At 69.0% G+C, this 22,778-nt stretch carries 25 protein-coding genes; 13 read left to right on the forward strand and 12 right to left on the reverse strand.

Annotated features, from left to right (window positions below; translation table 11 throughout):
• Positions 1-31 precede the first annotated feature (31 nt).
• Positions 32-748 (reverse strand): TetR/AcrR family transcriptional regulator, encoded by a 717-nt coding sequence (locus ASE48_RS05735; protein ID WP_057166085.1) that lies wholly within the window; start codon positions 746-748, stop codon positions 32-34.
• A gap of 100 nt (positions 749-848) precedes the next feature.
• On the opposite strand from ASE48_RS05735, the gene ASE48_RS05740 reads away from it, so the two are divergent.
• On the forward strand, positions 849-1,289 hold the full coding sequence (locus ASE48_RS05740) for a nitroreductase/quinone reductase family protein (RefSeq protein WP_057166086.1): 441 nt from the start codon (positions 849-851) through the stop codon (positions 1,287-1,289).
• Here ASE48_RS05740 and ASE48_RS05745 read toward each other — a convergent pair.
• The 5 genes from ASE48_RS05745 to ASE48_RS05765 form a co-directional block, all read right to left on the reverse strand.
• Positions 1,202-1,948: an Rv1815 family serine proteinase gene (locus tag ASE48_RS05745; protein WP_442928695.1), complete on the reverse strand. Its 747-nt coding sequence runs from the start codon at positions 1,946-1,948 to the stop codon at positions 1,202-1,204. The two genes, ASE48_RS05740 and ASE48_RS05745, sit on opposite strands and share 88 nt — an antisense overlap.
• 175 nt (positions 1,949-2,123) lie before the next feature.
• Entirely contained in the window at positions 2,124-2,762 is a 639-nt protein-coding gene (locus ASE48_RS05750; RefSeq protein ID WP_057166087.1) for a LysM peptidoglycan-binding domain-containing protein, read from the reverse strand.
• Between the two features lie 112 nt (positions 2,763-2,874).
• The gene (locus tag ASE48_RS05755) at positions 2,875-4,281 is read right to left on the reverse strand and encodes an NAD(P)/FAD-dependent oxidoreductase (RefSeq protein ID WP_057166088.1); all 1,407 of its coding nucleotides are present in this window, start codon (positions 4,279-4,281) and stop codon (positions 2,875-2,877) included.
• 41 nt (positions 4,282-4,322) lie between these two features.
• Positions 4,323-5,243, reverse strand: coding sequence for a sterol desaturase family protein (locus ASE48_RS05760; RefSeq protein ID WP_057166089.1), 921 nt, complete (start codon positions 5,241-5,243; stop codon positions 4,323-4,325).
• A 60-nt stretch (positions 5,244-5,303) separates the two neighbouring features.
• A complete protein-coding gene (locus ASE48_RS05765) occupies positions 5,304-6,854 on the reverse strand; it encodes a carboxylesterase/lipase family protein (RefSeq protein WP_057166090.1) in 1,551 nt (516 codons plus the stop codon).
• A gap of 132 nt (positions 6,855-6,986) precedes the next feature.
• Here ASE48_RS05765 and ASE48_RS05770 point away from each other — a divergent pair, with 132 nt between their 5' ends.
• The 4 genes from ASE48_RS05770 to ASE48_RS05785 are packed head-to-tail and all read left to right on the forward strand — an operon-like array spanning position 6,987 to position 10,006.
• A complete protein-coding gene (locus tag ASE48_RS05770) occupies positions 6,987-8,240 on the forward strand; it encodes an acyl-CoA dehydrogenase family protein (protein ID WP_057166091.1) in 1,254 nt (417 codons plus the stop codon).
• 11 nt (positions 8,241-8,251) lie between these two features.
• On the forward strand, positions 8,252-9,325 hold the full coding sequence (locus tag ASE48_RS05775) for a hypothetical protein (protein WP_057166092.1): 1,074 nt from the start codon (positions 8,252-8,254) through the stop codon (positions 9,323-9,325).
• 19 nt (positions 9,326-9,344) lie between these two features.
• Positions 9,345-9,686 (forward strand): DMT family transporter, encoded by a 342-nt coding sequence (locus tag ASE48_RS05780; protein ID WP_057166093.1) that lies wholly within the window; start codon positions 9,345-9,347, stop codon positions 9,684-9,686.
• Entirely contained in the window at positions 9,686-10,006 is a 321-nt protein-coding gene (locus ASE48_RS05785; RefSeq protein WP_057166094.1) for a DMT family transporter, read from the forward strand. The genes ASE48_RS05780 and ASE48_RS05785 overlap by 1 nt, the downstream gene beginning before the upstream one ends.
• Here the strand turns inward: ASE48_RS05785 and ASE48_RS05790 are convergent.
• Positions 9,978-11,177 carry an MFS transporter gene (locus ASE48_RS05790; protein ID WP_057166095.1) on the reverse strand — a complete coding sequence of 400 codons (1,200 nt, stop codon included), beginning with the start codon at positions 11,175-11,177 and terminating at the stop codon, positions 9,978-9,980. The genes ASE48_RS05785 and ASE48_RS05790 overlap by 29 nt on opposite strands.
• A 66-nt stretch (positions 11,178-11,243) precedes the next feature.
• Between ASE48_RS05790 and malQ the strand changes: the two genes are divergently transcribed.
• The 3 genes from malQ to ASE48_RS05805 all read left to right on the forward strand — a co-directional run bounded on the left by malQ (position 11,244) and on the right by ASE48_RS05805 (position 15,301).
• The gene (malQ, locus tag ASE48_RS05795) at positions 11,244-13,364 is read left to right on the forward strand and encodes a 4-alpha-glucanotransferase (protein ID WP_057166096.1); all 2,121 of its coding nucleotides are present in this window, start codon (positions 11,244-11,246) and stop codon (positions 13,362-13,364) included.
• Positions 13,365-13,428: 64 nt separating this feature from the next.
• A complete protein-coding gene (locus ASE48_RS05800) occupies positions 13,429-13,869 on the forward strand; it encodes a hypothetical protein (protein ID WP_057166097.1) in 441 nt (146 codons plus the stop codon).
• Positions 13,870-13,891: 22 nt separating this feature from the next.
• Positions 13,892-15,301 carry a serine/threonine-protein kinase gene (locus tag ASE48_RS05805; protein WP_057166098.1) on the forward strand — a complete coding sequence of 470 codons (1,410 nt, stop codon included), beginning with the start codon at positions 13,892-13,894 and terminating at the stop codon, positions 15,299-15,301.
• Position 15,302: 1 nt separating this feature from the next.
• Here the strand turns inward: ASE48_RS05805 and ASE48_RS05810 are convergent, their stop codons facing one another.
• Entirely contained in the window at positions 15,303-15,773 is a 471-nt protein-coding gene (locus tag ASE48_RS05810) for an NUDIX domain-containing protein (RefSeq protein ID WP_057166099.1), read from the reverse strand.
• A 112-nt stretch (positions 15,774-15,885) separates the two neighbouring features.
• On the opposite strand from ASE48_RS05810, the gene ASE48_RS05815 reads away from it, so the two are divergent.
• Together ASE48_RS05815 and ASE48_RS05820 are read left to right on the forward strand one after the other, a co-directional pair.
• Entirely contained in the window at positions 15,886-16,173 is a 288-nt protein-coding gene (locus tag ASE48_RS05815) for a hypothetical protein (protein WP_057166100.1), read from the forward strand.
• A gap of 66 nt (positions 16,174-16,239) precedes the next feature.
• Entirely contained in the window at positions 16,240-17,034 is a 795-nt protein-coding gene (locus ASE48_RS05820; RefSeq protein ID WP_057166101.1) for an SGNH/GDSL hydrolase family protein, read from the forward strand.
• Between the two features lie 39 nt (positions 17,035-17,073).
• Here ASE48_RS05820 and ASE48_RS05825 read toward each other — a convergent pair whose 3' ends face one another.
• Genes ASE48_RS05825 through ASE48_RS05835 form a run of 3 tightly spaced genes read right to left on the reverse strand, consistent with a single transcriptional unit; the run spans position 17,074 to position 18,909 of the window.
• Positions 17,074-17,433 (reverse strand): DUF732 domain-containing protein, encoded by a 360-nt coding sequence (locus ASE48_RS05825; protein WP_057166102.1) that lies wholly within the window; start codon positions 17,431-17,433, stop codon positions 17,074-17,076.
• Positions 17,434-17,453: 20 nt separating this feature from the next.
• Complete coding sequence (locus ASE48_RS05830; RefSeq protein WP_057166103.1) at positions 17,454-18,047, reverse strand: hypothetical protein; 594 nt, start codon at positions 18,045-18,047, stop codon at positions 17,454-17,456.
• Between the two features lie 16 nt (positions 18,048-18,063).
• Positions 18,064-18,909: a ketosteroid isomerase family protein gene (locus ASE48_RS05835; RefSeq protein ID WP_057166104.1), complete on the reverse strand. Its 846-nt coding sequence runs from the start codon at positions 18,907-18,909 to the stop codon at positions 18,064-18,066.
• 37 nt (positions 18,910-18,946) lie between these two features.
• Here ASE48_RS05835 and ASE48_RS05840 point away from each other — a divergent pair, with 37 nt between their 5' ends.
• A complete protein-coding gene (locus ASE48_RS05840) occupies positions 18,947-19,303 on the forward strand; it encodes a hypothetical protein (protein WP_057166105.1) in 357 nt (118 codons plus the stop codon).
• Positions 19,304-19,371: 68 nt separating this feature from the next.
• Complete coding sequence (locus tag ASE48_RS05845; RefSeq protein WP_057166106.1) at positions 19,372-19,776, forward strand: hypothetical protein; 405 nt, start codon at positions 19,372-19,374, stop codon at positions 19,774-19,776.
• Between the two features lie 9 nt (positions 19,777-19,785).
• On the opposite strand, the gene ASE48_RS05850 is transcribed toward ASE48_RS05845, so the two are convergent.
• A complete protein-coding gene (locus tag ASE48_RS05850; RefSeq protein ID WP_057166107.1) occupies positions 19,786-20,949 on the reverse strand; it encodes an FAD binding domain-containing protein in 1,164 nt (387 codons plus the stop codon).
• Between the two features lie 161 nt (positions 20,950-21,110).
• Here ASE48_RS05850 and ASE48_RS05855 point away from each other — a divergent pair, with 161 nt between their 5' ends.
• Entirely contained in the window at positions 21,111-22,775 is a 1,665-nt protein-coding gene (locus ASE48_RS05855) for an acyl-CoA synthetase (protein WP_057166108.1), read from the forward strand.
• Positions 22,776-22,778: the final 3 nt, after the last annotated feature.

Genomic DNA, 22,778 nt, shown 5'->3' on the forward strand with positions numbered 1-22,778 from the left:
CGCCACCGTGCCACGATGGCTAGAACGTGTTCTAGTTCTGCCCTGTGTCCGGCCACGATTCGCCGACCGATGAGACCAGCGCCTGCACCAACAACCGGACCTGGCCGTCGAACACCACCTCGGGCGCCGTCAGCGTGTCCGGGCCGTACTGTCCGAACACCTCCAGGCTGATCGCGCCCACCAGCGTCGCCCACACCAGGAAGCACTGCAGCAGCACGGGGTCACCACCGGCGAAACCGAACTCTTCTCTCACCCGGCCCAGGTCGTCCGATACCGGTTGCGGCGCAGTACCTTTCGGGTCGGGCACCGCACCGGCACGGATACCGTCGGCGATGGCCGCGAACAGGGCGCCCACCACCCGGGTGCCGGGGCCGACCGTCAACTCGGCCGGCGCACGATAGCCGGGCACCGGACTGCCGTAGAGCAGCGCCCAGCGCGCCGGCTGCCCGACGGCCCAGCGGCGCGCGGCGTGCGCCATGGCCACCAACCGCGCCGCCCAGTCGCCGGGCATCGCCTCGGCGGCGGCGTCCACCGCGTCGGCCAGTTCGGTGTAGGCGTCGATCAGCAACAGGGTCAGCAGATCGTCCCTGCTGGCGACGTAGCGGTACACCGCAGAGGACACCAGGCCGATCTCGCGAGCAATGGCACGCAACGACAATCCGGCGGCACCGTCGGTGACCAAATGACGCCGACCCACCTCGATGATCTGCGCCTCGATCCGGTCGCGCGTCTCCTGCCGTTTTCCCACCGGGTCAGTGTGCCAGAAAAGAGAACACTGCTCTTGATTTTGAGCGCCCGGCGTGCCAGGCTTGATTCAAGAGCACTGCTCTCCAATCGAAGGGAATGACATGACCACACGTTATGACCAGCCGAATCGGGCCGCCCGCGCCTTCAATGAGATGATCCGGCAGTTGGCCGAACTGGGTATCGGAATCGCCGGCAGCCGGGCGCTGCGGGTGCGGGGGCGGACCACGGGTCAGTGGCGGTCGGTGGTGGTCAACGTGCTCACCGTCGACGGCCGCGACTACGTCGTCTCACCGCGCGGGAACACTCAGTGGGTGCGCAATGCGCGGGCCGCGGGAAGCGTGCAGACCGGCCCGCGCTGGCACCGGCGCCAGGTGGCTATCCGGGAGGTCCCCGATGCGGCCAAGCCGGAGCTGATCCGCCGCTATCTGGACAGGTGGTACTGGGAGATCAAGGGTCACTCGGGCGGGTTGACGCCCGTATCGACCGACTCTGAGGTGAAGGAGATCGCCGCTTCGATCCCGGTGTTCGAACTGGCAGGCTGAGTCGCGACGGCCTCGCGGATCCGCTGGCCGGTGGACTGCCAGGACACCGCGGTCGGGGCGCCGCCCCAGGTGCTGTTGAACAATCCGACGATCGCCGCCCGGCCGTCCGGGGTGAGCGTGTAGACGGGGCCGCCCGAGTCGCCCTTCTGACTGACGACACCGTTGCCCATGGTGAACCAGCCGTTGTTGACCGCCGCGACGGTGCCACAGCTCTCACCGGTGACGACGCCGAAGTGGCAGACCTGCTGTCCGGGCTGACTCACCGCCAGCGCCTCGTCGATGACGAGTGCGCGCCCGCCCGGCAGCACCGGGTTGACCTGGACATCGTCGGCCAGGGTGATGGCACCCCAGTCGGCGATCTGGTGATCGCCGGTGACCGTTGCGCCGTCGGGGGTGTTGTCGTCGAACAATGCCATCGCACCGATGACATGACCGGCCTTGTCGGTGACGGGTCCGTCGCCCCGGCAGTGCCCGGCGGTGAAGGCGGCCCGCGCCACCGGATCGACGAATCCCAGCGTGCACAGGGTGCTGCCCTGCCGGATTTCCATCCCGGGATACACAGTCACTCCCGGTTCGGCGGTGGCCGCGGGCGCGACGGCCAGAGCCATCACCGCTGCCGGCGCCGCCGCCATCAGTCCCAGGAACAGGCGTGCACGCATCGAGCCCTCCGATCCTCCACCCCACACAGGAATCGACGCTACCGGGGTGCTGTGGAGTGAATCGGATAACGGATCGATCTCGTTACATCACAGGTCTCATAACAACTCGCGTGTCACAACAGCAACAAAAGCCCGGCCCCGTAGAGGGGCCGGGCCGATGTTTCTGCGATCGGAACTACGGAATCGTGAGCACCTGACCCGGGTGGATCAGGTCCGGATTGGCCACACCGCTGGCGTCGGCAATGCGCTGATACTGATTTCCGTCGCCGTAGAAGCGCTCCGAGATCGCCCACAACGTGTCCCCGGAGACCACCGTGTAGGTGCGTGGGGCCGGCGGCGGCGGTGGAGGAGGAGGCGGGGGCGGTGGTGCCGCAGGCTCGGCGGCCGGTTGCGGCGCGGGCTCCTCGGCGGCGGCGAGCTCGACCTCGGGCTCGGCGGCCGGCGCGGCGGGCGGCGGTGTCGCCGGCGCCGGCGGAGCTTCGGTCGTCTCCGTACCCGAGGCCCAGGCCACCCCGTCGAAGCCATAGAGCACCAGGTTGCGGTCATCCTGGATGATCAGCCGGACATCCTTGGCGCCCTTGGTGTCGGTGTGCCAGACCGGCTTGTCGGGTGTGTAGAGCACGAAGTTGCCGTCCTCCTGCACCTCGGCCCGGACCACGTTCTGGCCGTTGGTCTCCGTGGACCACACTGCGGTGTCGCCGCTGTAGAGCACCAGGTTGCCGTCGTCCTGCAGGACCACGCGGTAGGCCCCGTTCTTGGACGTCAGCGACTCCCCCTGTGCGAGCTTGCCGCCCTTCTGAAGTCTGTCGCTCATGTCGCTCTCCCCTTTCGACAGTTGATGTGCCGAGCCTAACGACCGTGGGGGCTGCGGTGTCCGGTTCTGCTCGCCCGAAGCAGAACAATCGGCGAACATCGGGTGCGAGCGGTCAGGAGTCGAAGCCCAGACCCAGCTTGTCCAGGGTCTTCAACAGCACATTGCGTTTGCCCGCGGAGTGGTCGGCACGATCCAGCGACCACCGGGTGGCCTGAATCCCGGCGCTGGCAACCGGTTCCGGCGGGAACGGCAGCGGCCGCTTGCGGACCATCTCCAACTCGGTGCGCGGTGTCGTTGACCCGTCGAGCAGATCCAGGCAGACGTCGGCCGCGAACCGCGTGGCTCCGACCCCGAGCCCGGTGAATCCGTTGACGTAAGCGACCCGGCCACGGTGCGCGGTCCCCCAGTGCGCACAGAATCGGGTGTTGGTGTCGATGGCGCCCGCCCAGCGGTGGCTGAACCGGATGTCGTCGAGTTGCGGGAAGGTGATGAAGAAATGCTCGGCCAGCTTGCGGTAGGTCTGCTGCCGGTCCTCGTACACCGCATCCACCCGGCGCCCGACGTAGTAGACGGCGTCATACCCGCCCCACACCACGCGGTTGTCGTCGGTGAGCCGGTAGTAGTGGAACTGGTTCGCGCAGTCCCCGACGCCCTGCCGGTTCCGCCAGCCGATCCGGTCGAGCTGGTCGTCTGTCAGTGGCTCGGTCGCCAGCACATAGTCATATACCGGCACTGTGTACCAACGGTTTCGGCGCACCAGGCTCGGATACACGTTGGTCGCCAGCACGACCTGTTTGGCGTTCACCACCGCCGTCTCGGCGCCGACCCGCACACCGCTGCCCGACGACTGCACCGAGACTGCGCGGGTGTGCTCGTGGATGTGCACGCCGGCCTCCCGGCAGGCCCGCGCCAGCTCGACCGCGAGCTTGGCCGGGTGCACGATCGCACAGGTGTTGGGCTCGAACAGTCCCGCCCGGTAGGTCGGTGACGCGACCTCCGCACGCACCTGCTCCTGATCCAGGAACCGGCCCTCCCCCGCGGCCGCGGACTCGGCCAGCCAGTCGACCTGATGTGGTTCGGTGGCCACCGACAACATGCCGGTCCGCCGCCATTCCGCGTCCAGGTCGAGCCGCTCGATATCGGCGGCCATACCATCGAGGTTCTCCAGGCCCATCGCCTGCAGGGTGTCGAACTCGTCGGCCCAGCGCGACTTTCCGTTCTCGGCGCCATGGGTCAGGCTGGCGTCGACGAACCCGCCGTTGCGCCCGGACGCCGCCCAGCCGATCCGGTTCGCCTCGATCAGCACGATCTTGCGGTCCGGGTTGCGCTCGGCGGCGTGCAGGGCCGCCCACAGGCCGGTGTAGCCGCCGCCGATCACCAGCAGGTCGCAGCTCACCGCCCCGGTCAGCGCGGGATGCTCGGGCCGCTGGATGTCGAGCCACATCGGCGCGAACGTGCTTGCGGCAAGCGAACGTTCGACGAGCGCGGGGTCGACGTGGGCGTCGAAAACGGTCTTCACATCATGAGACTACGGGGTCCACCCGTGTTTGCGAGCAGACTTCAGCCCGCGCTGCGGGACACCGAGCGCGCGGCCTCGCGCGGTGCCCAACCGGGCGGCCCGAACGCGTAGCCGAACCTGTCCCGCCAGCGCTTTGCGGCCCGGACATCCCGGCCGATCGCCACGTATTCGTGAGTCTGCAGTTTCCAGATGTTGAAGGTGTCGACCTGTTTGGTCAGCCCGTAGTGCGGCCGGAACAACTCGTCCTGGTAGGTCCCGAAGATCCTGTCCCACAGGATGAAGATGCCCGCGTAGTTCTTGTCCAGATACTCGGGATCCATGCCGTGGTGCACCCGGTGATGCGACGGGGTGTTGAACACGAATTCGACCGGCCGCCAGAGCCGGTCGATCCGCTCGGTGTGCACCCAGAACTGGTAGATCAGATTGACCGAGAAGCTCGCGAACACCATCCACGGCGGAACCCCGAGCAGCGGCAGCGGAATCCACATCAGGATCTCACCGCTGTTGTTCCACTTCTGCCGTAGCGCGGTGGCGAAGTTGAAGTATTGACTGGAGTGGTGGGCCTGATGTGTCGCCCAGATGAGGCGGACCCGGTGCGCGGTGCGGTGATACGCGTAGAACAGCAGATCCACACCGACGAGCGCGATCAGCCAGGTGTACCACTGGTCCGAGGGTAGATGCCACGGTGCCACGTAGGCGAAGATCGCGGCATAACCCAAGAGCGCCAACAGTTTCCAACCGGCGGTGGTGGCCACCGAGACCAGGCCCATGGACAGGCTCGCCCACGCGTCGCGGCGATGATAGGACCCGGCCGGGCTGCGGTCGGCGGGCTCGAGGTGGGCGAGCTTGCGTGCCGCGGTCCACTCCAGCACCAATAGCAGCAGGAAGAACGGGATGGCGAACAGCACCGGGTCGCGCATCTGCGGGGGCAGCGCGTCGAGCACCCCCAGCAACGCGTCCATGGCGGTGAGCCTAACTTCTTCGGTCGGCCGCTGAGGCCGGTCCGCTGACAACCAGAACGGTCATCGGAAACTCAGCACTTCGGCGCCCCAGGTGGCGCGCTGCACGTGGTCGGGATCGTCGGCCAGCACATCATCAGCGCCGATCAGCAGGGTGGCCCGATCGTCGGCGCGGTACGGGCGCCAGACCGGATCGCCCGGTCCCGCCGCCGGCTCGTGGCCCGCGGCGAAGCTGGTCCAGCGGGCCCGCATGCGGCGCGAGACCGCCTTACCGGTCGCCAGGCCGCCCAGCTTGAAGGTCGGGTCCTTCGGTCCGGCAACCAGATTGCCCCACACATAGGGCAACTCGGTGGCGTGCGCACCGCCCAGGCGCAGCGCCCGCAACATCGGGGTGGCCCAGTCGAATCGGTACATGTAGACCGGCGCGACCTGGCTGTGCCCCTCGGCGAACCAGATCGACGGCATCCGGAAGCCGACGTCGCGGGCCACGCCCATCCCCGGCTTCTTTCCCCGGCCGCGGTACACGGCGCCGATCTCCGACTGGCTCGGGATCTGCACACCCGGCTGCTCGGCGGCGATGGCGGTGAACATGTCCGTGATCGCCTGCGGGGTGATCGGCAGCAGAGGCGACCTCATCCAGCGGAACAGCGCCGCCTCATGCTCGTTGGTCCCGATGATCAGCGGTACCGGCAGCGTGCGCCCGGCGCGCGCCAACTGCACCGGGTAGTCGGGCACCAGGTCCCCGTCCATGATCGGCACGAACGCCAGGGTCCCGGGGGCACGCGCCGGGACATCGTTGAACAGATGCTTGGAGGCCGCCACCAGAGCGGTGACCGGCAGGTTCGGCAGCTGCCCGGCGTCGCGGTCCGACAGGCCGAGTTCGGTGAGGAACTCACTCGCGATCCGCCGCCCGCGGGCCTGGTCGTACACCGAGGTGACCGGTGAACTCTGGGCGATGGCGCGGTGGAACAGCCCGGCGGCCGCCGGGCTGCCCAGCAGGGTGGTGACGATGCCGCCGCCGGCGGATTCGCCGAACAGCGTGACACGGTCGGGGTCGCCGCCGAAGCCGGCGATGTTGTCGCGCACCCATTGCAGCGCGAACAGCACATCGCGCAGGCCGTTGTTGGTGTCGAAGGCATCCCCGAACGAGGACAGGTCGAGGAAGCCGAACACGCCGAGCCGGTAGTTGACCGTCACCACGACGACGTCGTCGCCGACGGCCAGTTCCCTGCCGTGATAGAGCGGCTGTGCGCCCGAGCCCAGCACATAGGCGCCGCCGTGCACCCAGACCAGCACCGGCTTTCCCCGGCTGGGCTCGCTCCGGCTGGATGACCCGTCGCCGGCCGGCACCCAGACGTTCAGCGTCAGGCAGTCCTCACCCTGCGGGGCCCCCAGGTCCAGCGGGATCCGCGGGTCTGTCGGTTGCGGACACACCGGGCCCACGGCGGTGGCGTCGGCCGGCTCGGTCCAGCGCGCCGGAGGTTGCGGGGCCCGCCAGCGCAGGTCGCCGGTCGGCGGCGCGGCGTAGCGGATGCCCAGCCACGCCGAGACGACGCCGTCGCTGATGCCGCGCACGGGTCCGTTGCTGGTGTCGACGATGAGCGGGTCGTTCATGTTCTGTCCTACCTTCCGTTGTTCCACGGTACGCATGCGTTCCAGCGGGTGTGCAGACCTGGCGGAAGTACATACATTCGTGCTGCTCAGAACCCTCGGCGCGGGACGGCGGCGACCGTACCGTCGTGCGCCATGGCCATCGATATCGCTGAAACCACCTCCTCGATCCCACTGCTGAATACCCCCGAAGCGGCCCTCGCCGCAGCCGCCGCGGTGGCGGCCGAGCTGGCCGTCGGCGCCGCCGAACGCGAGCGCACCGACACCTCGCTGCTGCCGCAGCTTCGGCTGGTCGCCGAGGCCGGACTGCTCGCTGTTCCGGTTCCCGCCGCGCACGGCGGGCCCGGCCTGCCCGCCTCGGTCCAGGTCGAGGTGCTGCGCCGGCTCTCCCGCGGTGACGGTGCCCTCGGCCAGTTGCTGCTGGCCCATTTCGTGGTGTCCCAGGCGATCGGCGGACTCGGCGTCGACCAGCAGCCCGCGCCGCGCATCTACGGCGACATCCTGGCCGGCGGCCAGCTCGGCAATGCCACCGCCGAACGGGGTACCGCCAGCGCGCTGGACCGCAAGACCAGCATCACCCGCCGCGAGGACGGCCGCTGGGAACTCAACGGCGTGAAGTACTACGCCACCGGCACATTGGGCGCCCAGTGGATCGCGGTGGCCGCGGCCATCACCGACAAGCCGGGCGAGACGGCCACCGTCTTCATCCGGCCGGATCAGCCGGGCGTCACCCTGGATCTGGAGAAGTGGTCGGCATTCGGGCAGCGCGGGACCAAAAGTGGTGCGGTCCGGCTCGACGCCGTGGTGGTCGACGACGATCTGGTCATCGAGGAGGGGCCCGCCCCCGACCCGGTGGACGGCCCGCCCAGCGTGCTCGGCGCCTATGACCAGGCTCTGCACGCCGCGATCGACATCGGCATCGCGCGCGCCGCGCTGGAGGACGGCGCCGAGTTCGTGCGCACCAGGTCCCGGCCGTGGAAGGAAGCACTCAACGCCGGTATCGAACGCGCCGACCAGGAACCCCACATCGTGCGTCGCTTCGGTGAGCTGACGGCCCGGCTGTACGCGCTGGAGGCGCTGCTGGCCCGCGGCGCGTCGCTGGTCGACGAGGGTCAGGCCGCCGAGGAGCTGTCCCGGGATGCGGCGGCCGAGGCCAGCCTCACCGTCGCCGCGGCCAAGGCGCTGGCACAGGAGTTCGGCGTCGAGATCGCCAGTGGCATCTTCGAACTCACCGGCACATCGGGCACCGACGGCGAGGTGAACCTGGACCGGCACTGGCGCAATGTGCGCACCCATTCCTTGCACGATCCGGCCCGCTGGAAGTACGTGCACCTGGGCAACCACACTCTGCACGGCACCCGCCCGCCGCGTCTCGGTCTGGTCCTCTAGAAAGGCGAATCATGGGATACCAGAACAGTTTCTACCTGACCGGCAGCATCAACCAGCCGACCGTCGAGGAGGCGTTCCGGTTCGTCGGGACACGTCTGCAACCCGCGGTGAAGCGGGTGCCCGACGGGGAGCCCGGCGAGCGCGCCAACTGGGTACTGACCCAGACCCCGCACTTCCTGGAGAACCCGACGCTGGATGTGGTGGACAAGGACGGCCGCGCGCTGGCGCGGCTGAAACCCGGCACCACCGGCGCCGACGTCCGGTTCCCCGCCTTCGATTACGCCGATCACGCGATCGCCTCGTACGCGCTGTTCCGCGCCGCCCGCCAACGCGGTGAGCTGGCACCGGATTCGAAGTTCCTGGTGTCGATCCCGACGCCGTTCAACGCGGTCAACTTCTTCGTCGAGTTCGAGTCACAGGTCGAGGTGGCCCGCGCCTACGAGGTGCCACTGCGCGACAGTGTCGAGGCCATCCAGTCCGCGATCCCCCACGAGGATCTGGTGATCCAGTGGGATCTCCCGGTCGAAGACGCCACCGTCGAAGGCTGGTTTCCCAACCCGTACAAGGATTTCGAGGAGATCTACGAGGTGACCGCGCGCCCAGCCTCCTGGGTGCACGACGACGTCGAACTGACCTTCCACCTCTGCTACGGCGATTCCAAGTTCGGGGCGTCCCCGTTCATGGGTGACCCACCGGACGACGAAGCCGCCGCGCGTGGCGGACGGCACATCTACCCACGCGACGCGTCGACGATCGTGGCGGTGTCCAACGGTCTGTCCCGGCATGTCCCCCGCCGCATCGACGCCATCCAGGCAGCCACGGTGACGGCCTGGAACCGGTTGGCGCACTGGCAGCCGTTGGCGAACCTGGCCATCGAGCCGGACACCGAGTTCTACCTCGGGCTGCTGCACGCCGAGGACGGCGCCGCCGGCGCCCGGTACCGGGCGGCGCTGGCCGCCAAGTTCCTTCCGGAGTTCGGTATCTCGACCGAGTGCGGGCTGGGCAGACATTCCGCCGAGCAACTCGATCAGGTGGTGTCCGCGGTCGACGAACTGTTCGAGGCCCGGCAGACCGCGCTGGCCTGATCGCGGCTAGGCTGCCGCGATGCGTAAGTGGGTGCTGCTGAGCGCGGCGATCGCCACCGAAGTCACCGGCACCCTGTCCCTGCGGGCATCCCAGGACCACTCCGCCTGGCTGGCCGTCGTGGTGGTCGGGTATGTCTCGTCCTTCATCTTGATGGCGGCGGTGCTGCGCGCCGGCATGCCGGTCGGCGTGGCCTATGGCATCTGGGGCGCCATCGGCACCGCGGTCACCGCGGCCGCCGCGTCGGTGATCTTCGGTGAGGCCTTCACCTGGTCCCTGGCGGGCGGTATCGCGCTGATCATCGCCGGGGTGCTGCTCGTCGAGTTCGGTTCGCACGAACGCGCACCGGAGGTGCCCGCATGATGTGGCTGGCGCTGGCCGGGGCGATCGGCATGGAGGTGCTGGCGACGCTGTCCCTGCGCGCCTCCGACGGATTCCGCCGCCGGAAATGGATCGTGCCGGTGGCCGCCGGCTATCTCGTGTCCTTCTATCTGTTGTGGCTGTCGCTGTCGCTCGGCATGCCGGTCGGGGTCGCCTACGGCATCTGGACCGCGTGCGGGGTGGCGCTGGTGGCCGTCGCCGCGCGATTCCTGTTCCGCGATCCGTTGACCTGGCGGATGCTGGCCGGGATCGGGTTGATCATCGCCGGGGTCCTCACGATCGAGATGGGTGGCGTCCACTGAGCACACCGGGGAAGCAGGCGAGCAACGCAACCAGCACCCCCGCCGCCGGAACCAGCAGCAGCCCGGCCCGCAGCCCGGCGGCGTCGGCGATCAATCCCACCACCGGCGGGGACGCCACGAATCCCAGGCGCATCAACCAGGCCACCGCGGTCAGCCCCGTCCCGGGACGCAAACCCGGCAACCGGTCGGCGCCGTGCATGGCTGCCGGCACCAGGGTGGCGACCCCCAGGCCCACCGCGGCGAATCCCGCGATGGTGCCCGGCACGCTCGGAAAGGCCAGCGCCGCACCCATCCCGGCGGCGATGACCAGACCGCCGGACAGCGTCACGGCGCGTTCCCCGAACCGGTCCACCAGTCGGTCGCCGGTCAGCCTGCCGATGAACATGCACCCCATCAGCGCCACGTAGCCGAGCACCGCGACCGCCCCCGGCGCCCCGACACCGTCGCGCATGTAGAGCGTGGCCCAGGTGCTGCCGGCATCCTCGATCACCGCGCCGGCGATGGCCATCGCGATCAGCGCCGCCAGCACGGCGTAGACGGCATAACCCGCCCGCAAGACCGTCCCGGTCTCCTGCGTGCCGTCCTCGACACGGTCGGGCCCGGGCAGCAGGAACGGATACGCGGTGAGCGCCACCGCCGCGAAGAGCGCCGCCGAGATCGCCAGATGTGTTCCCCGGTCGATGTGCAGGGCGATGGCCCCCGCTCCCATCAGCCCGCCCAGAATCGCGCCGGCCGCCCACACCGCATGCAGGGAGTTGATGATGGAGCGCCCGTAGCGCTGCTGGACCCGCAGACCGTGCGCGTTCTGGGCCACATCGGTGACCGCATCGCAGGCCCCGCCGAGGAAGAGGGCGGCCGCCAGCACGATCGGGCCGCCGGCATAGCCGGCAACCACCAGCAGCAGAGCCAACAGCACCGTCGAGCTCACCGCGGCGCGGGCCGAACCGAACCGGCGGATGACCACGCCCGCGGCGAGTCCGGCGACCAGCGCACCGGCCGGGAAGGCCGCCGCGACGGCACCGTAGGCGGCATTGGTCAGCGCCAGATCGGTCTTGATCTCGGGATACCGGGGCAACAGGTTCGCGAACACCGCTCCGTTGGTGAGGAACAGGGCGCTCACCGCGATCCTGGCCCGCCGGTCCTGCACGGGGTCGATCCGTCCGGAAACCATGCCCGCCGACAGTACTGGTCGCTGGGCGGACAGCGATGCGCCGACGGATCCGGCAAGATTGCGGGCATGACCGAACTGGCCGATCTCGCACAGCTGTACGGGGTGGCGACCGATTTCATCGACTGGCGCGGGCGCAGCGTCCCGGTCCCGGAGCACACCCTGGTCGGCGTGCTGGCGTCGCTCGGCGTGCCGGCGGGCGGCCCGGCCGAACGCGACGAGGCCCGCCGCAACCACGAGCGTGAGCACTGGGGTTTCACCCTGCCCCCGACCGTCGTCGCCCGCTCCGGCACCGCGTCCTCTTTCTGGGTGCACGTCACCCACGGCGACCCGGTCGGACTGTGGATCCGGCTGGAGGACGGCTCGGTACGCGCCGGGCTTCGGCAGCTCGAAAACAACCGGCCGCCATTCGATTTGGACGGCAGGCTGATCGGCGAGGCCACCTTCGAACTCCCTGCGGATCTACCTCCGGGATACCACCGGTTGCACGCCCAGACCGGTCAGCTCGACATCAGCACCACCCTGATCGTCTGCCCCGCCACACTGGCCGCGCCGGCCACCCGGCAGTGGGGCCTGGCCGCTCAGCTGTACAGTGTCACGTCCGATAATTCTTGGGGCACAGGCGATCTCACCGACCTGACCGATCTTGCGGTGTGGTCGGCGGCCCGGCACGGCGCGGGCTTCATCCTGGTCAACCCACTGCACGCCGCCGCCCCGGTCGCACCGATGGAACCCTCGCCCTACCTGCCGACCTCCCGACGGTTCGTCAACCCGCTCTATCTGCGTGTCGAGGCGGTCCCCGAATACGTCCATCTGCGCAAGCGTGGGCCGCTGCGCAAGGCGCGCGCCGACCTCGCCGCCCGCGCGCGCCGGCAGGACGGGATCGACCGTGACGCCGCCTGGAAGGTCAAGAGAGCCGCGCTCAAGCAGCTGTACCGGGTGCCGCGCTCGGCGGGCCGCGAGCTCGCCTACGCCGCCTTCCGGGACCGCGAGGGACGCAGCCTCGACGACTTCGCCACCTGGTGCGCGCTGGCCGAGGTGCACGGCGCCGACTGGCACGGCTGGCCTCAGCCGTTGACCCATCCGGACGGTCCCGCGGTCGCGGAGTTCGCCGCCACACATGCCGAGGCCGTGGACTTCCACCGCTGGCTGCAGTGGCTGCTCGACGACCAGTTGACCGCCGCCCAGGCCACCGCGATCCAGGCCGGGATGTCGCTGGGCATCATGCACGACCTGGCTGTCGGGGTGGACCCCGACGGCGCCGATGCGTGGGCGCTGCAGGACGTGCTCGCGCTCGGGGTCAGCGCCGGGGCGCCGCCGGACGAGTACAACCAACTCGGCCAGAACTGGTCGCAGCCCCCGTGGCGCCCCGATCAGCTGCAGAAGTCCGGGTACGCACCGTTCCGCGCGCTGGTCGCCGCGGTGCTGCGGCACGCCGGCGGCGTCCGCATCGACCACATCATCGGGCTGTTCCGGCTGTGGTGGATCCCCGAAGGCGCCCCGCCGACCGAGGGCACCTACGTGCGCTACGACCACGACGCGCTGATCGGCATCGTGGCATTGGAGGCCATGCGCGCCGGTGCGGTCGTGGTCGGTGAGGATCTCGGCACTGTCGAGCCGTGGGTGCGGGACTACCTGAGCGATCGCGGACTGTTCGGCACCTCCATCCTGTGGTTCGAGCGGGACCGCGAGTGGGGGCAGCCGGACAAGCCGCTGCCCGCCGAACGGTGGCGGGAGGCCTGCCTGTCCTCGGTGACCACTCACGATCTGCCGCCGACGGCCGGATATCTGGCCGGCGAGCACATCCGGCTCCGGGAGGAACTTGGTCTGCTGACCCGGCCGGCCGAGGAGGAACTGGCCGCCGACCGCGCCGAACAGGCGGCCTGGCTGGCGGAGCTGCAACGGCTCGGGCTGGTCGGCGCGGACCCCGATATCGACGAGATCGTCCGCGGCCTGTACGCCTTCCTGGGCCGGACCCCATCCAAGCTGCTGGCTCTGGCACTGCCTGACGCGGTGGGAGATGTCCGCGCCCAGAATCAGCCGGGCACCACCGATGAGTACCCGAACTGGCGGGTGCCGCTGGCCGGGCCGGACGGCCGCCGGCTGCGGATCGAGGACATCTTCGGCGATCCACGGGCCAACGCGCTGGCTGAAGTAATGAAATCCCAGGTACGGACGATGGAGACGTGACTGGAGTTTCTACAGGTGTGGTTCTGCGATATGTTCGCAGCGCACCGCGACACCCGGAGGGCACGTGAACAAGAAACTGATCGCGTTAGGGCTCGGCACCAGCGCCGCAGCACTGGCGGCTCTGATCACGGCCGGCACCGCCAGCTCGGATCCCGCTGCGGAAAGCCCCTACAACGTCGTGGGCGAACCCTACGGCCGCGCGGTCCAGATCCTGGCCGGCGCCGGTATGAAGGCCACCTTCGGCGGTGCCGTCGGCAGCGACATGCAGCAGAGCCTGTGCGTCGTGGAGAAGCAGAAGTTCACCAGCAACGGGCGCGTGCAGCTGATGCTGAACTGCACTCAGGCGGCCTTCGACGAGGCCGGGCTGAACAGGTCGAGCGGTTCAGGTCCCGGCGGGCGCACCATCGGCGCCAACGGCATCACCACCGTGACGCCCACTCCGGTGCCGCCTCCCGGGGCAGGGGTTCCGACCTCGCCCGCACCCGTGCCTCCGCCGGTGGGCTGAGTCCACGCTTTAGTATTCGCCCATGCCATTGGCAGCTGGGACCGACTTTGCCGGGTATTCCGTTGTCCGCTGCCTGGGTACCGGGGGGATGGGTGAGGTCTACCTCGCCCAGCACCCCCGCCTCCCCCGCCAGGACGCGCTGAAGGTTCTGCGCGCCGGGGTCTCGGCCGATGACGAGTACCGGCAGCGGTTCGAACGCGAAGCCGATATTGCCGCGACGCTGTGGCATCCCCACATCGTCGGCGTGCACGACCGTGGTGAACACGACGGCCAGCTGTGGATCGCGATGGACTACGTGCCCGGCACCGATACCGCCCGGTTCGTGCGGGAGCATCACCCCAAAGGTCTGCCCGCACAGCACGTCGGCGAGATCGTCAGCGCGGTGGCCGATGCGCTGGACTATGCGCATCAGCGCGGTCTGCTGCACCGCGACGTCAAACCCGCCAACATCCTGCTCTCCGACACGCAGTCCGCGGGTCACCGGATCCTGCTGGCCGACTTCGGCATTGCCCGGTGGTCCGATGACGTCAGCGGACTGACGGCCACCAACATGACGGTCGGCACGGTGTCCTATGCCGCGCCCGAACAACTGATGGGCAACACGGTGGACGGCCGTGCCGATCAGTACGCGCTGGCCGCCACCGCCTACGAACTGCTCACCGGCAGGCCGCCGTTCCAGAACTCCAACCCGGCGGTGGTCATCAGCCAGCACCTGTCGGCGCTGCCGCCGGCCATCGGGGATCACCGCCCCGAGTTGGCGCACCTGGACCCGGTGTTCGCCAAGGCGCTGGCCAAGGACCCCGCCGACAGGTTCGACCGGTGCGCCGATTTCGCGCGGGCGCTCGTCCATCAGCTCGAAGGCGACACGCTCGGGCTGACCCAGACCGCCGCAGCGAGCGCACCGGGGGCGCAGGCCGGTCGGTCACGCGCCACGATGGCGATCATGGCCGTACTCGCGGTGTTGCTGTGCGTTGCCGTGGCGGCGGCCGTCTTCGAGCTCAACCGCGCCGACGACGAGGAGCGCCCCACCGCCGCGCCGACACCGTCGTCGACCGCCCGTCCCGCAGCGCCGGTGCCATCCGCGGCACCGTCCACCACGGCACCGGTCACCACGACGCCGGTCACCGCGACGTCGGGCACCGCGGCCGCGACGACTCCGCCGGTGGTCATCGGCGCCGACTGCCTGCCGGAGGGCAGCACCGCGGTCACCGCCTCGGGTGCGTCGGCCTATTGCTCATCGATCCAGGACACCGACGCCACCGTCTGGTCGCTGACGCCCGGCGCGGTGCCGATCCCGACGGTGACGACCGATCCCGCCGAGGAACCGTTGCCGGCCGCCGAGGAACCGCCGGTGCGGGTGTGCATGCAGCAGACCGGACAGACCCGCCGGGAGTGCCGTGAGCAGATCCTCCGGAGCAACGGGATGCCGTGAGCTACTCGCGGTGACCCAACTCCTGCAGCAGTAGATCCAGTAGCGGCCGTTGGCCTTTCAGCAGCTTTTCGCGCGCCTCCACCACCCCGAACCAGCCGACCCGGTCCAGTTCCGGATACTCCCGGAACTTCCCGGACCCTCGGGGCCATTCCAGGGTGAACGTGTTGCTGACCGCGTCGCGGATGTCCAGATCGGCCTCGACCGCGAACACCGTGACCACCTTGCCGCTGGGCTGCCGCAGCGGTGCGAACGCAATGGGCGGACCCTCCGGTGGTGCCAGGCCGACCTCCTCGGCGAACTCCCGCCGGGCCGCCGCCCACGGGTCCTCGGTGTCGTCGTATTCGCCCTTGGGGATGGTCCACGCCCCGTCGTCCTTGCGGGCCCAGAACGGACCGCCCGGATGGCCGATGAGCACCTCGGGAATGCCTTCGATGATGCGGTACACCAACAGCCCTGCACTCAATCGCGGCATACCGCAGGTTAATACGTCGTGAACGTCACATGTCAAGCGTTGTGCGCCCGCGGAATTTAGCGCCACCGCCGCCGGTTGAACACGGCATAGCACCGAAAGAAGGCAGTAGTCCATGAGGGCAAGAGGTTTCAGGACCCCGCGCACACGCGCACACATCGGTACCGCGCTCGGAGTAGCGCTGGCAGGTCTGTCGATCGGACTCGCCGCCCCCGCATCCGCCGCCCCGGAAGGGCCGGATTACCTCGACGAAACCCCGGTTGAGCAGCAAAGTCAGGGCAGTGTCGTGATCGTCGACCGGTTGGGTCCGGTTCAGTTGAACCGGAGCAGGGTCTCGGGTGTCGGACCCGGACTCGCTCCGCTGGAGCTGAACAGGTCCATCCTTCTCCTCGACGCCGGCTGACCACACGGTGTGGCCCAGCACACACCGCACCGCACGGAACCCGTTCTGCCCATTACAGTCTGCACCGTGGCCGACCACCGGTACCGCAGATACGTGGCTGTGGGCGACAGTCAAACCGAAGGACTCTGGGACGTCGATGATTCGGGAACCCTGATCGGGTTCGCCGACCGGTTGGCCCGGATGATCGACGCGCATTACCCAGGGCTCGGCTACGCCAATCTCGCCGTCCGCGGTAAGCGGGTGCGCGATGTGCTGGACGTGCAGCTGCCACAAGCCCTGTCGATGCAGCCGGACCTCATCACCGTCTGCGTCGGGATGAACGACGTGACCCGTCCGGGCCGCAAGTTCCGGCAGGCACTCGAAGATCTCGACGAATTACACCGACAACTGGCGTCTTCGGGCGCCACCGTCGTGACGACGACGTTCCCCGACATCACCCGCATCCTGCCGGCCGGGCGGCTACTGGTGTCGCGGGTGCTGGAGATCAACGATGTCATCCGCACCGCGGCGGCCGACCACGACTTCCGGCTCGTCGATCTGTACTACGCGGAATCCATGACCGATCCCGACGTGTGGAGCCCGGACCGGGTGCACGGTTCACGCAGCGGTCATCTGCTCTTCGCCGCGGCGGCCGCCGAGGCACTGGGTTTGCCTGGCAGCAACCATGATTGGTCGCTGGCCGGGGCGGGTGTCACAGAACACCAGGCTTTCCGGTCACGCATGTACTCACAGCTGCTGTGGACGCAGAACATGTTCATGCCGTGGATCTGGCGGCATCTGCGCGGGCGCGGCGCCGGGCACGGCCGGGTGCCGCGCCACCCCGAACTCGCCCCGGTGTCGGCGCGCACGGAAGCCCAATAACGCGCTGGGCGCTCAGAAGTCCGATGATGCGCTACGCACTCAGAAGCCCAGTACGTCGATCCCGAACACCTTGCCGTCACCGATGCCGGCGACCGCGGCCGGGCAGAACGCCGAGATCGCGAGTCCGGTGAACATGGTGGCCGGTCCCAGCGGCATGCCCGCGGAATCGGCGACCCTGGCGGCGACGTCGGCGACGTTCTGACCGGGTTCGGACAGCATCGGGCACACCGACTGCCCCAACGCGGCGTTGTCGACCATGTTCGGAGCGGTCACACCGGCCTGGTCGACGGCGTTCAGGAAGCTGTCCGTGACGGAGTCCGCGCCGGCCGGCGCGGCAACGGCCAGTGCAGCGGTCGCCGCGGTCATGGTGGACAGCAGGCAAAGCGAAATACGGCGCATGGGCGGCAATTCTACGGTGCTCAGATCCCGGCCCAGCCCGCGTCGATCTGCGCGGCCACATCGATGATCCTGGCCTGTCGTGCGCCCGGGCTGTCGATCTCGCCCACCACGTGCGCGGCGATGAAACGTTTGATCTCGGCGTCGACACCGGCGAGCACCCGCAGCGCCTCGGCCCGCAGCGTGCCCGAGGTCACGTGAATCGAGATGTCCTTGGAGCCCGGCTTGTCCACGTCGATGATCAGCAGCAGCGGGGTGGCCGCCCGCGCCGTCGCCTGCAGGGCGATCTCGCCGAACACCATGAAGCGCGGCCGGTCGATCCGCAGGTCGATCACCATGTTGATCTCCAGCGGGATACGGATGTCGAAGGTGATGGCCTGACCGACGTGCCGGGTCACCCGGGGCGCCTGGATGCGCACGCGGGCGGTGACCTTGGCGATCCCGCCGGGCCCTTGGGCCATCGGCCCCATCTCGAACTCGTCACCGGCGATCGCGCCGATCGCGTCCGCGACACGCTTCTCGGAGACCGCGACCTCGAAGAAGCGGCGGCCGAACTCCTCGTAACTCAGGTCCTGCGGTGCGTTGTCGGCAGCAGACCCGGGGGAAGAACTGTCCATGGTGGATACCACCGTCTCATGTCACCGGGTCGCTGCGATCCCCCGCCTGCGCTTTGTCACCGGCCTCGACGAACAGTCGCAGCCGCTGCACCCGGGTCGGTCGCGATGCCACATCGGCGATCAGCACCGCGTCACCGCCGGGCCCGGTGACGCTCACGGCGACGTGCCGTCCCGCCACGACCGTGGTGCGTCGTCGCGTACCGGCCAGTGCCGCGACGAGTTCGGTCGGCTTGAGCCGGTCCTCGTCGCCCGAAGTGATGTCGGCGTCGGGCCCCAGCACCCGCTTCACCGCGACCTCGTTGCCTGCGCAGGCGTCGTCGATCAGCTGCGCGATGTGGCGTTTGCCGCGCACGCCGACGCCCACCGCCCCGGACATGAACCCGGCCGCCCCCGACGGCCCCTGGTTGGTCAGCAGTGCCCGGGTCAGCTGCAGTGCGGCAGGTACCGCGGCGGGGCCGTTGCGGGCGAACTGCCACGCCATCGCCGGTAGCTCCCAATACGCCTGCAACCGGGAGATGAGCAGTTCGTCGGGGCTCCCGGCCGATTGCACGTCGTAACGCAGGATCGCCGGGATGTGCATTGTCACCGCGGCACCCATCGACACCTCGAGCACCAGGTCACGCAGCACGGTGGCACCGCGCACGATGTCGATGCCGCGGTGGAAGGTGATGTCCCGCGGGCCGATGAAGGTGTTGTAGAACCGCTCGATCTCGGCATGCCCGACATGAGGACGCGAACCGACCGGATCCTGGACCTTCCCGTCGCCGGTGAACAGCCCGACCCAGCCGGCCCGGTCGTGTGCACCGGCGGCTGCGGGCGAGCGCTCCACGGTTGCCAGAACCGCACCTCGTGTTATGGACATATCCTTGGGTACCACCCCTGCGTGAAGGAGGACGGCGATGAGCCAGAACGGGCCGTTCGGCATCGACCCAGAAGAGTTTGACAGGCTTGCCCGCGAAGCCGGCGAGGGGCTGCGCGACGCGCTGGACCGGTTCGGCAAGCGGGCGGGCTGGGCCACCCTGATCGATCAGTTCACCAGCCAGGCCCAGCCGGTCCGGCCCGAGACCACCGGTGACACCGGCGACGGGGTGTGGGCGATCTACAGCGTCGATGCCGCGGGCGGCGCCCGCATCGAAGAGGTCTACCCGAGCGAGCTGGACGCGCTGCGGGCCAACAAGAACAACACCGATCCGTCCCGCCGTGTGCGTTTCCTGCCCTACGGGATCGCGGTCAGTGTGCTCGACGCGCCCGAATAGCCCCGCGCTGAGCGTCGACACCATTAAACTTTGCCGCGGTACGGGCACGACCTGGCAAAGGGTGGGACATGATTCGTGAATTGACGGTTGCTGTATCGATCGCGGCCGCCGCGCTGAGCTTTGCCGCGCCTGCCGCAGCCGATGACGAGTCGGGCCGCTACCCGACCGATGTGCCCGGAATGAACTATCACGCCGCGCTCGGTGCGCCGTGCGACAACACTCAGCTGTTCACCTTCGGGCGCGGCCGCGGTGGTCAGGCGATGAAGTGCAGCTGGATTCCCAACCAGTGGCCGCCGGTGTACACCGGGTTCTGGACGATCTCCTATCCGCTGCACGGTGTGCAGGAGACGGGCGCTCCCTGCTCGGTGGCCAAGGGCGCAGCACAGACACCCGACGGTCGCCCGATGCTCTGCCTGGGCGCGCAGGGCTGGCAGCCCGGCGTACTGACCGGTGACGGGTTCTTCCCGGCCTGAGTCGGCGGCTCAGCTCTCGACCGGCACGAGGGAGCTCAGCGGACCGAATCGAGGTCCGGTGTCCCCGAGCTGTGACTGACGTGCCAGCAACAGCCCGTGATCGGCCAGCTCCACCTGATGCGCCCGCCGTTGTGATTCCCAGCGCTCGAGCGCGTCGGCTCGTCCGCCGCGGGCGGACCCGAGGGCGTCGGCCAGCGCAGCCGCGTCACCGAATGCCTTGGACGTCCCGGACGCGGTATGTGGCCGCACGGTGCCCGCGGCGTCGCCGATGAGAACAACACGGTCACCGAGCATCGGTCCTCCCGGCATGTCGTACACCGGCTGCATGAAGACCGTCGAATGCCCGACCAGTTCGGCGAACTGCGGCGGCAGCACAGTGCCCGCCAACGCGCCGAGCCACGCGGTCGTCTCCTCGGTCAGTTCCCCGGCCGGCACGAAATAGTCGTAACGGCGCCCCGTCCGTCCGGTGAGCAGTCCGGCAAGTGCCGGTTCCTCGACGTTGACGTACCAGACCCAATTCACCCGCCGGTTCCCCGGCGTGGTGTCACCGTCGGCCCCGGGCACCAGGTAGCAGAGCAGCTGCAGGCCGGGGACACCGAACAGCGTGAACCGCTCGGCGAGCAGGTCGATCAGATCCCGGGGCAGACCGGCCTCGGGTTCCAGACCCCGGAACGCGACATAGCCCGAAAAGCGTGGCACCCCGGCCACATCCATCGATGTGCGCACCGCCGAACCCACCCCGTCGGCGCCGACGACGAGGGACGAACGCACGTGGTGGCCGCCGAAATCGGCGGTCACACCGCCGTCGTCGATCGCTGCCGAGGTGAACGTGCTGTCGAGTTGGTAGGCGCCGTCGGGCAGCGCACGGCGCAGCGTGTCGAAAAGGGTGTCCCAGGACGTCATCCATTGCGGCGCGCGGTAACTGGTGAGGCTGCCATCGCGGTGCAGCTGCTGGCGTTCCTGCAGCAGCACACTCACCGCGGACACCGGGTGGCCGAGCCGCCCGAGTAGGTCCGCGACCTCGGGCTGCATGACGATGCCGGCGCCGCGCGGCTGGGTGCGATCCTTGGACCGCTCGTAGACCGTGACGTCGGCGCCGATCGCGCGCAATTCGTGCGCCGCTGCCAGCCCGCCGAGCGAGCCGCCCACGACGGTGATGGTGTCGAATGCCATGTCCGTAATCGTGGCACCGGCCGGCGCTGGTGTCGTTCCCGCTGTCAGCAGACTCGCTCTACCGGCTGGCCGGTAGAGCGACAACATTCCTGGGCTGAGACAGAAAGCTGACTGACCGATCTCGACCATACGCAGAGGTGGCCAATGTATGGTCTGTTGTCATGAGCGGCGTGACCTTCGACCTGTCCTCGGTATTCCGCACGGTGGCCGGCGCCATCGGCGACCAGACCTTTCTGGTCTGGCGGGATCGCCGATTCAATTATGCGGAATTCGACGCCCGGATCGACGGGTTTGCGCACTACTTGGCGTCTGCGGGGCTGGGCTGCCACACCGAGCGCGGCGCCCTCGACGGTCACGAGTCCGGGCAGGACCATCTCGGCATCTATCTGCGCAACGGCAACGAGTACCTGGAGTCGATGATCGGCGCCTACCGCGCCCGGGTCGCGCCGTTCAACGTGAGCTACCGCTATGTCGAGGAAGAACTCGTCTACCTGCTCAATGATTCGAAGGCCCGTGCCCTGGTCTACAACGCGGAGTTCGCCCCGCGGGTGGCCGCGATCCGTGAGCGCGTCCCGCATCTGCAGGTGCTGATCCAGGTTGCCGACGAGTCCGGCAACGACCTGCTGCCCGGCGCCGTGGACTACGAGACGATCCTGGGCACCCCGGCACCGGCCGGCGGACTTCCGGCCGCATCCGGCGATGACCTCTACATCCTGTACACCGGCGGTACCACCGGCATGCCCAAGGGCGTGCTGTGGCGCCAGCACGACATCTTCCTGTCCTCGATGGGCGGCCGGCCGTTCGGCAGCGATCAGGCACTGGCCTCCTACGAGGAACTCGCCGAGAAGGCCCGCGCCGGCGGCGGGGCGATGTCGATGCTGATGATCCCCCCGTTCATGCACGGCGCCGCACAGTGGGCGGCGTACAACGCGATCACCATGGGCGGGCGCCTGGTCATACCCGACGATGTGGAACGGTTGCGTCCCGCCGAGGTCTTACGACTCGCCGAACGTGAACGGGTCCTGACCATTCCGGTCGTCGGTGATGCGGTGGCCCGGCCCCTCGTCGAAGAGATCGAGAAGGGCGACTACGACCTGTCCGGGCTCTTCACCATCACCAACGGCGGTGCCGCGCTCTCACCGACGGTGCGCGAGCGCATCTTGAGCGCCCTGCCGCACGTGATGCTGCTCGACGCCGTCGGCGCCTCGGAATCCGGCGCGCAGCTGAGCACCTTCTCCACCGCCGGGGGCGCGACGACCGCGGCCGTGTTCGACGCCCAGTCGGATACCGCGGTGGTCGCCGAGGACTTCAGCCGGGTGCTGGCACCCGGCGAGGGCGGCGGCTGGCTGGCGCGCCGCGATCTGATCCCGCTGGGCTACCTCGGCGACCCGGACAAGACGGCCCGTACCTTCCCCACCATCGACGGGGTGCGCTGGTCGGTTCCGGGTGACCGGGCGAATGTCCTGGAGGACGGACGGATTCATCTGCTGGGCCGAGATTCGGTCACCATCAATTCCGGCGGCGAGAAGATCTTCGTCGAGGAGGTGGAGCGCGCCATCGCCGCGCACCCGGCCGTCTACGACGTCGTGGTGGTGGGCAGGCCGTCCGAACGCTGGGGCTCCGAGGTGGTGGCAGTTGTGCAACTCGCCGAGGGCGCCAGTGCCGACGACGAGGACCTGGCCGCGGTGTGCGGGCAGTCGGTGGCACGGTACAAGATCCCGAAAGCCTTTGTCCGCCATCCCAAGATCGTGCGCTCACCAGCAGGCAAGGCCGACTACCGGTGGGCCAAGGCGGTGGCCGCCGGAGAGAGCGTGCCGGCGAGCTGATCG

The organism is Mycobacterium sp. Root265, from assembly GCF_001428895.1.
Taxonomy (GTDB): Bacteria; Actinomycetota; Actinomycetes; order Mycobacteriales; family Mycobacteriaceae; genus Mycobacterium.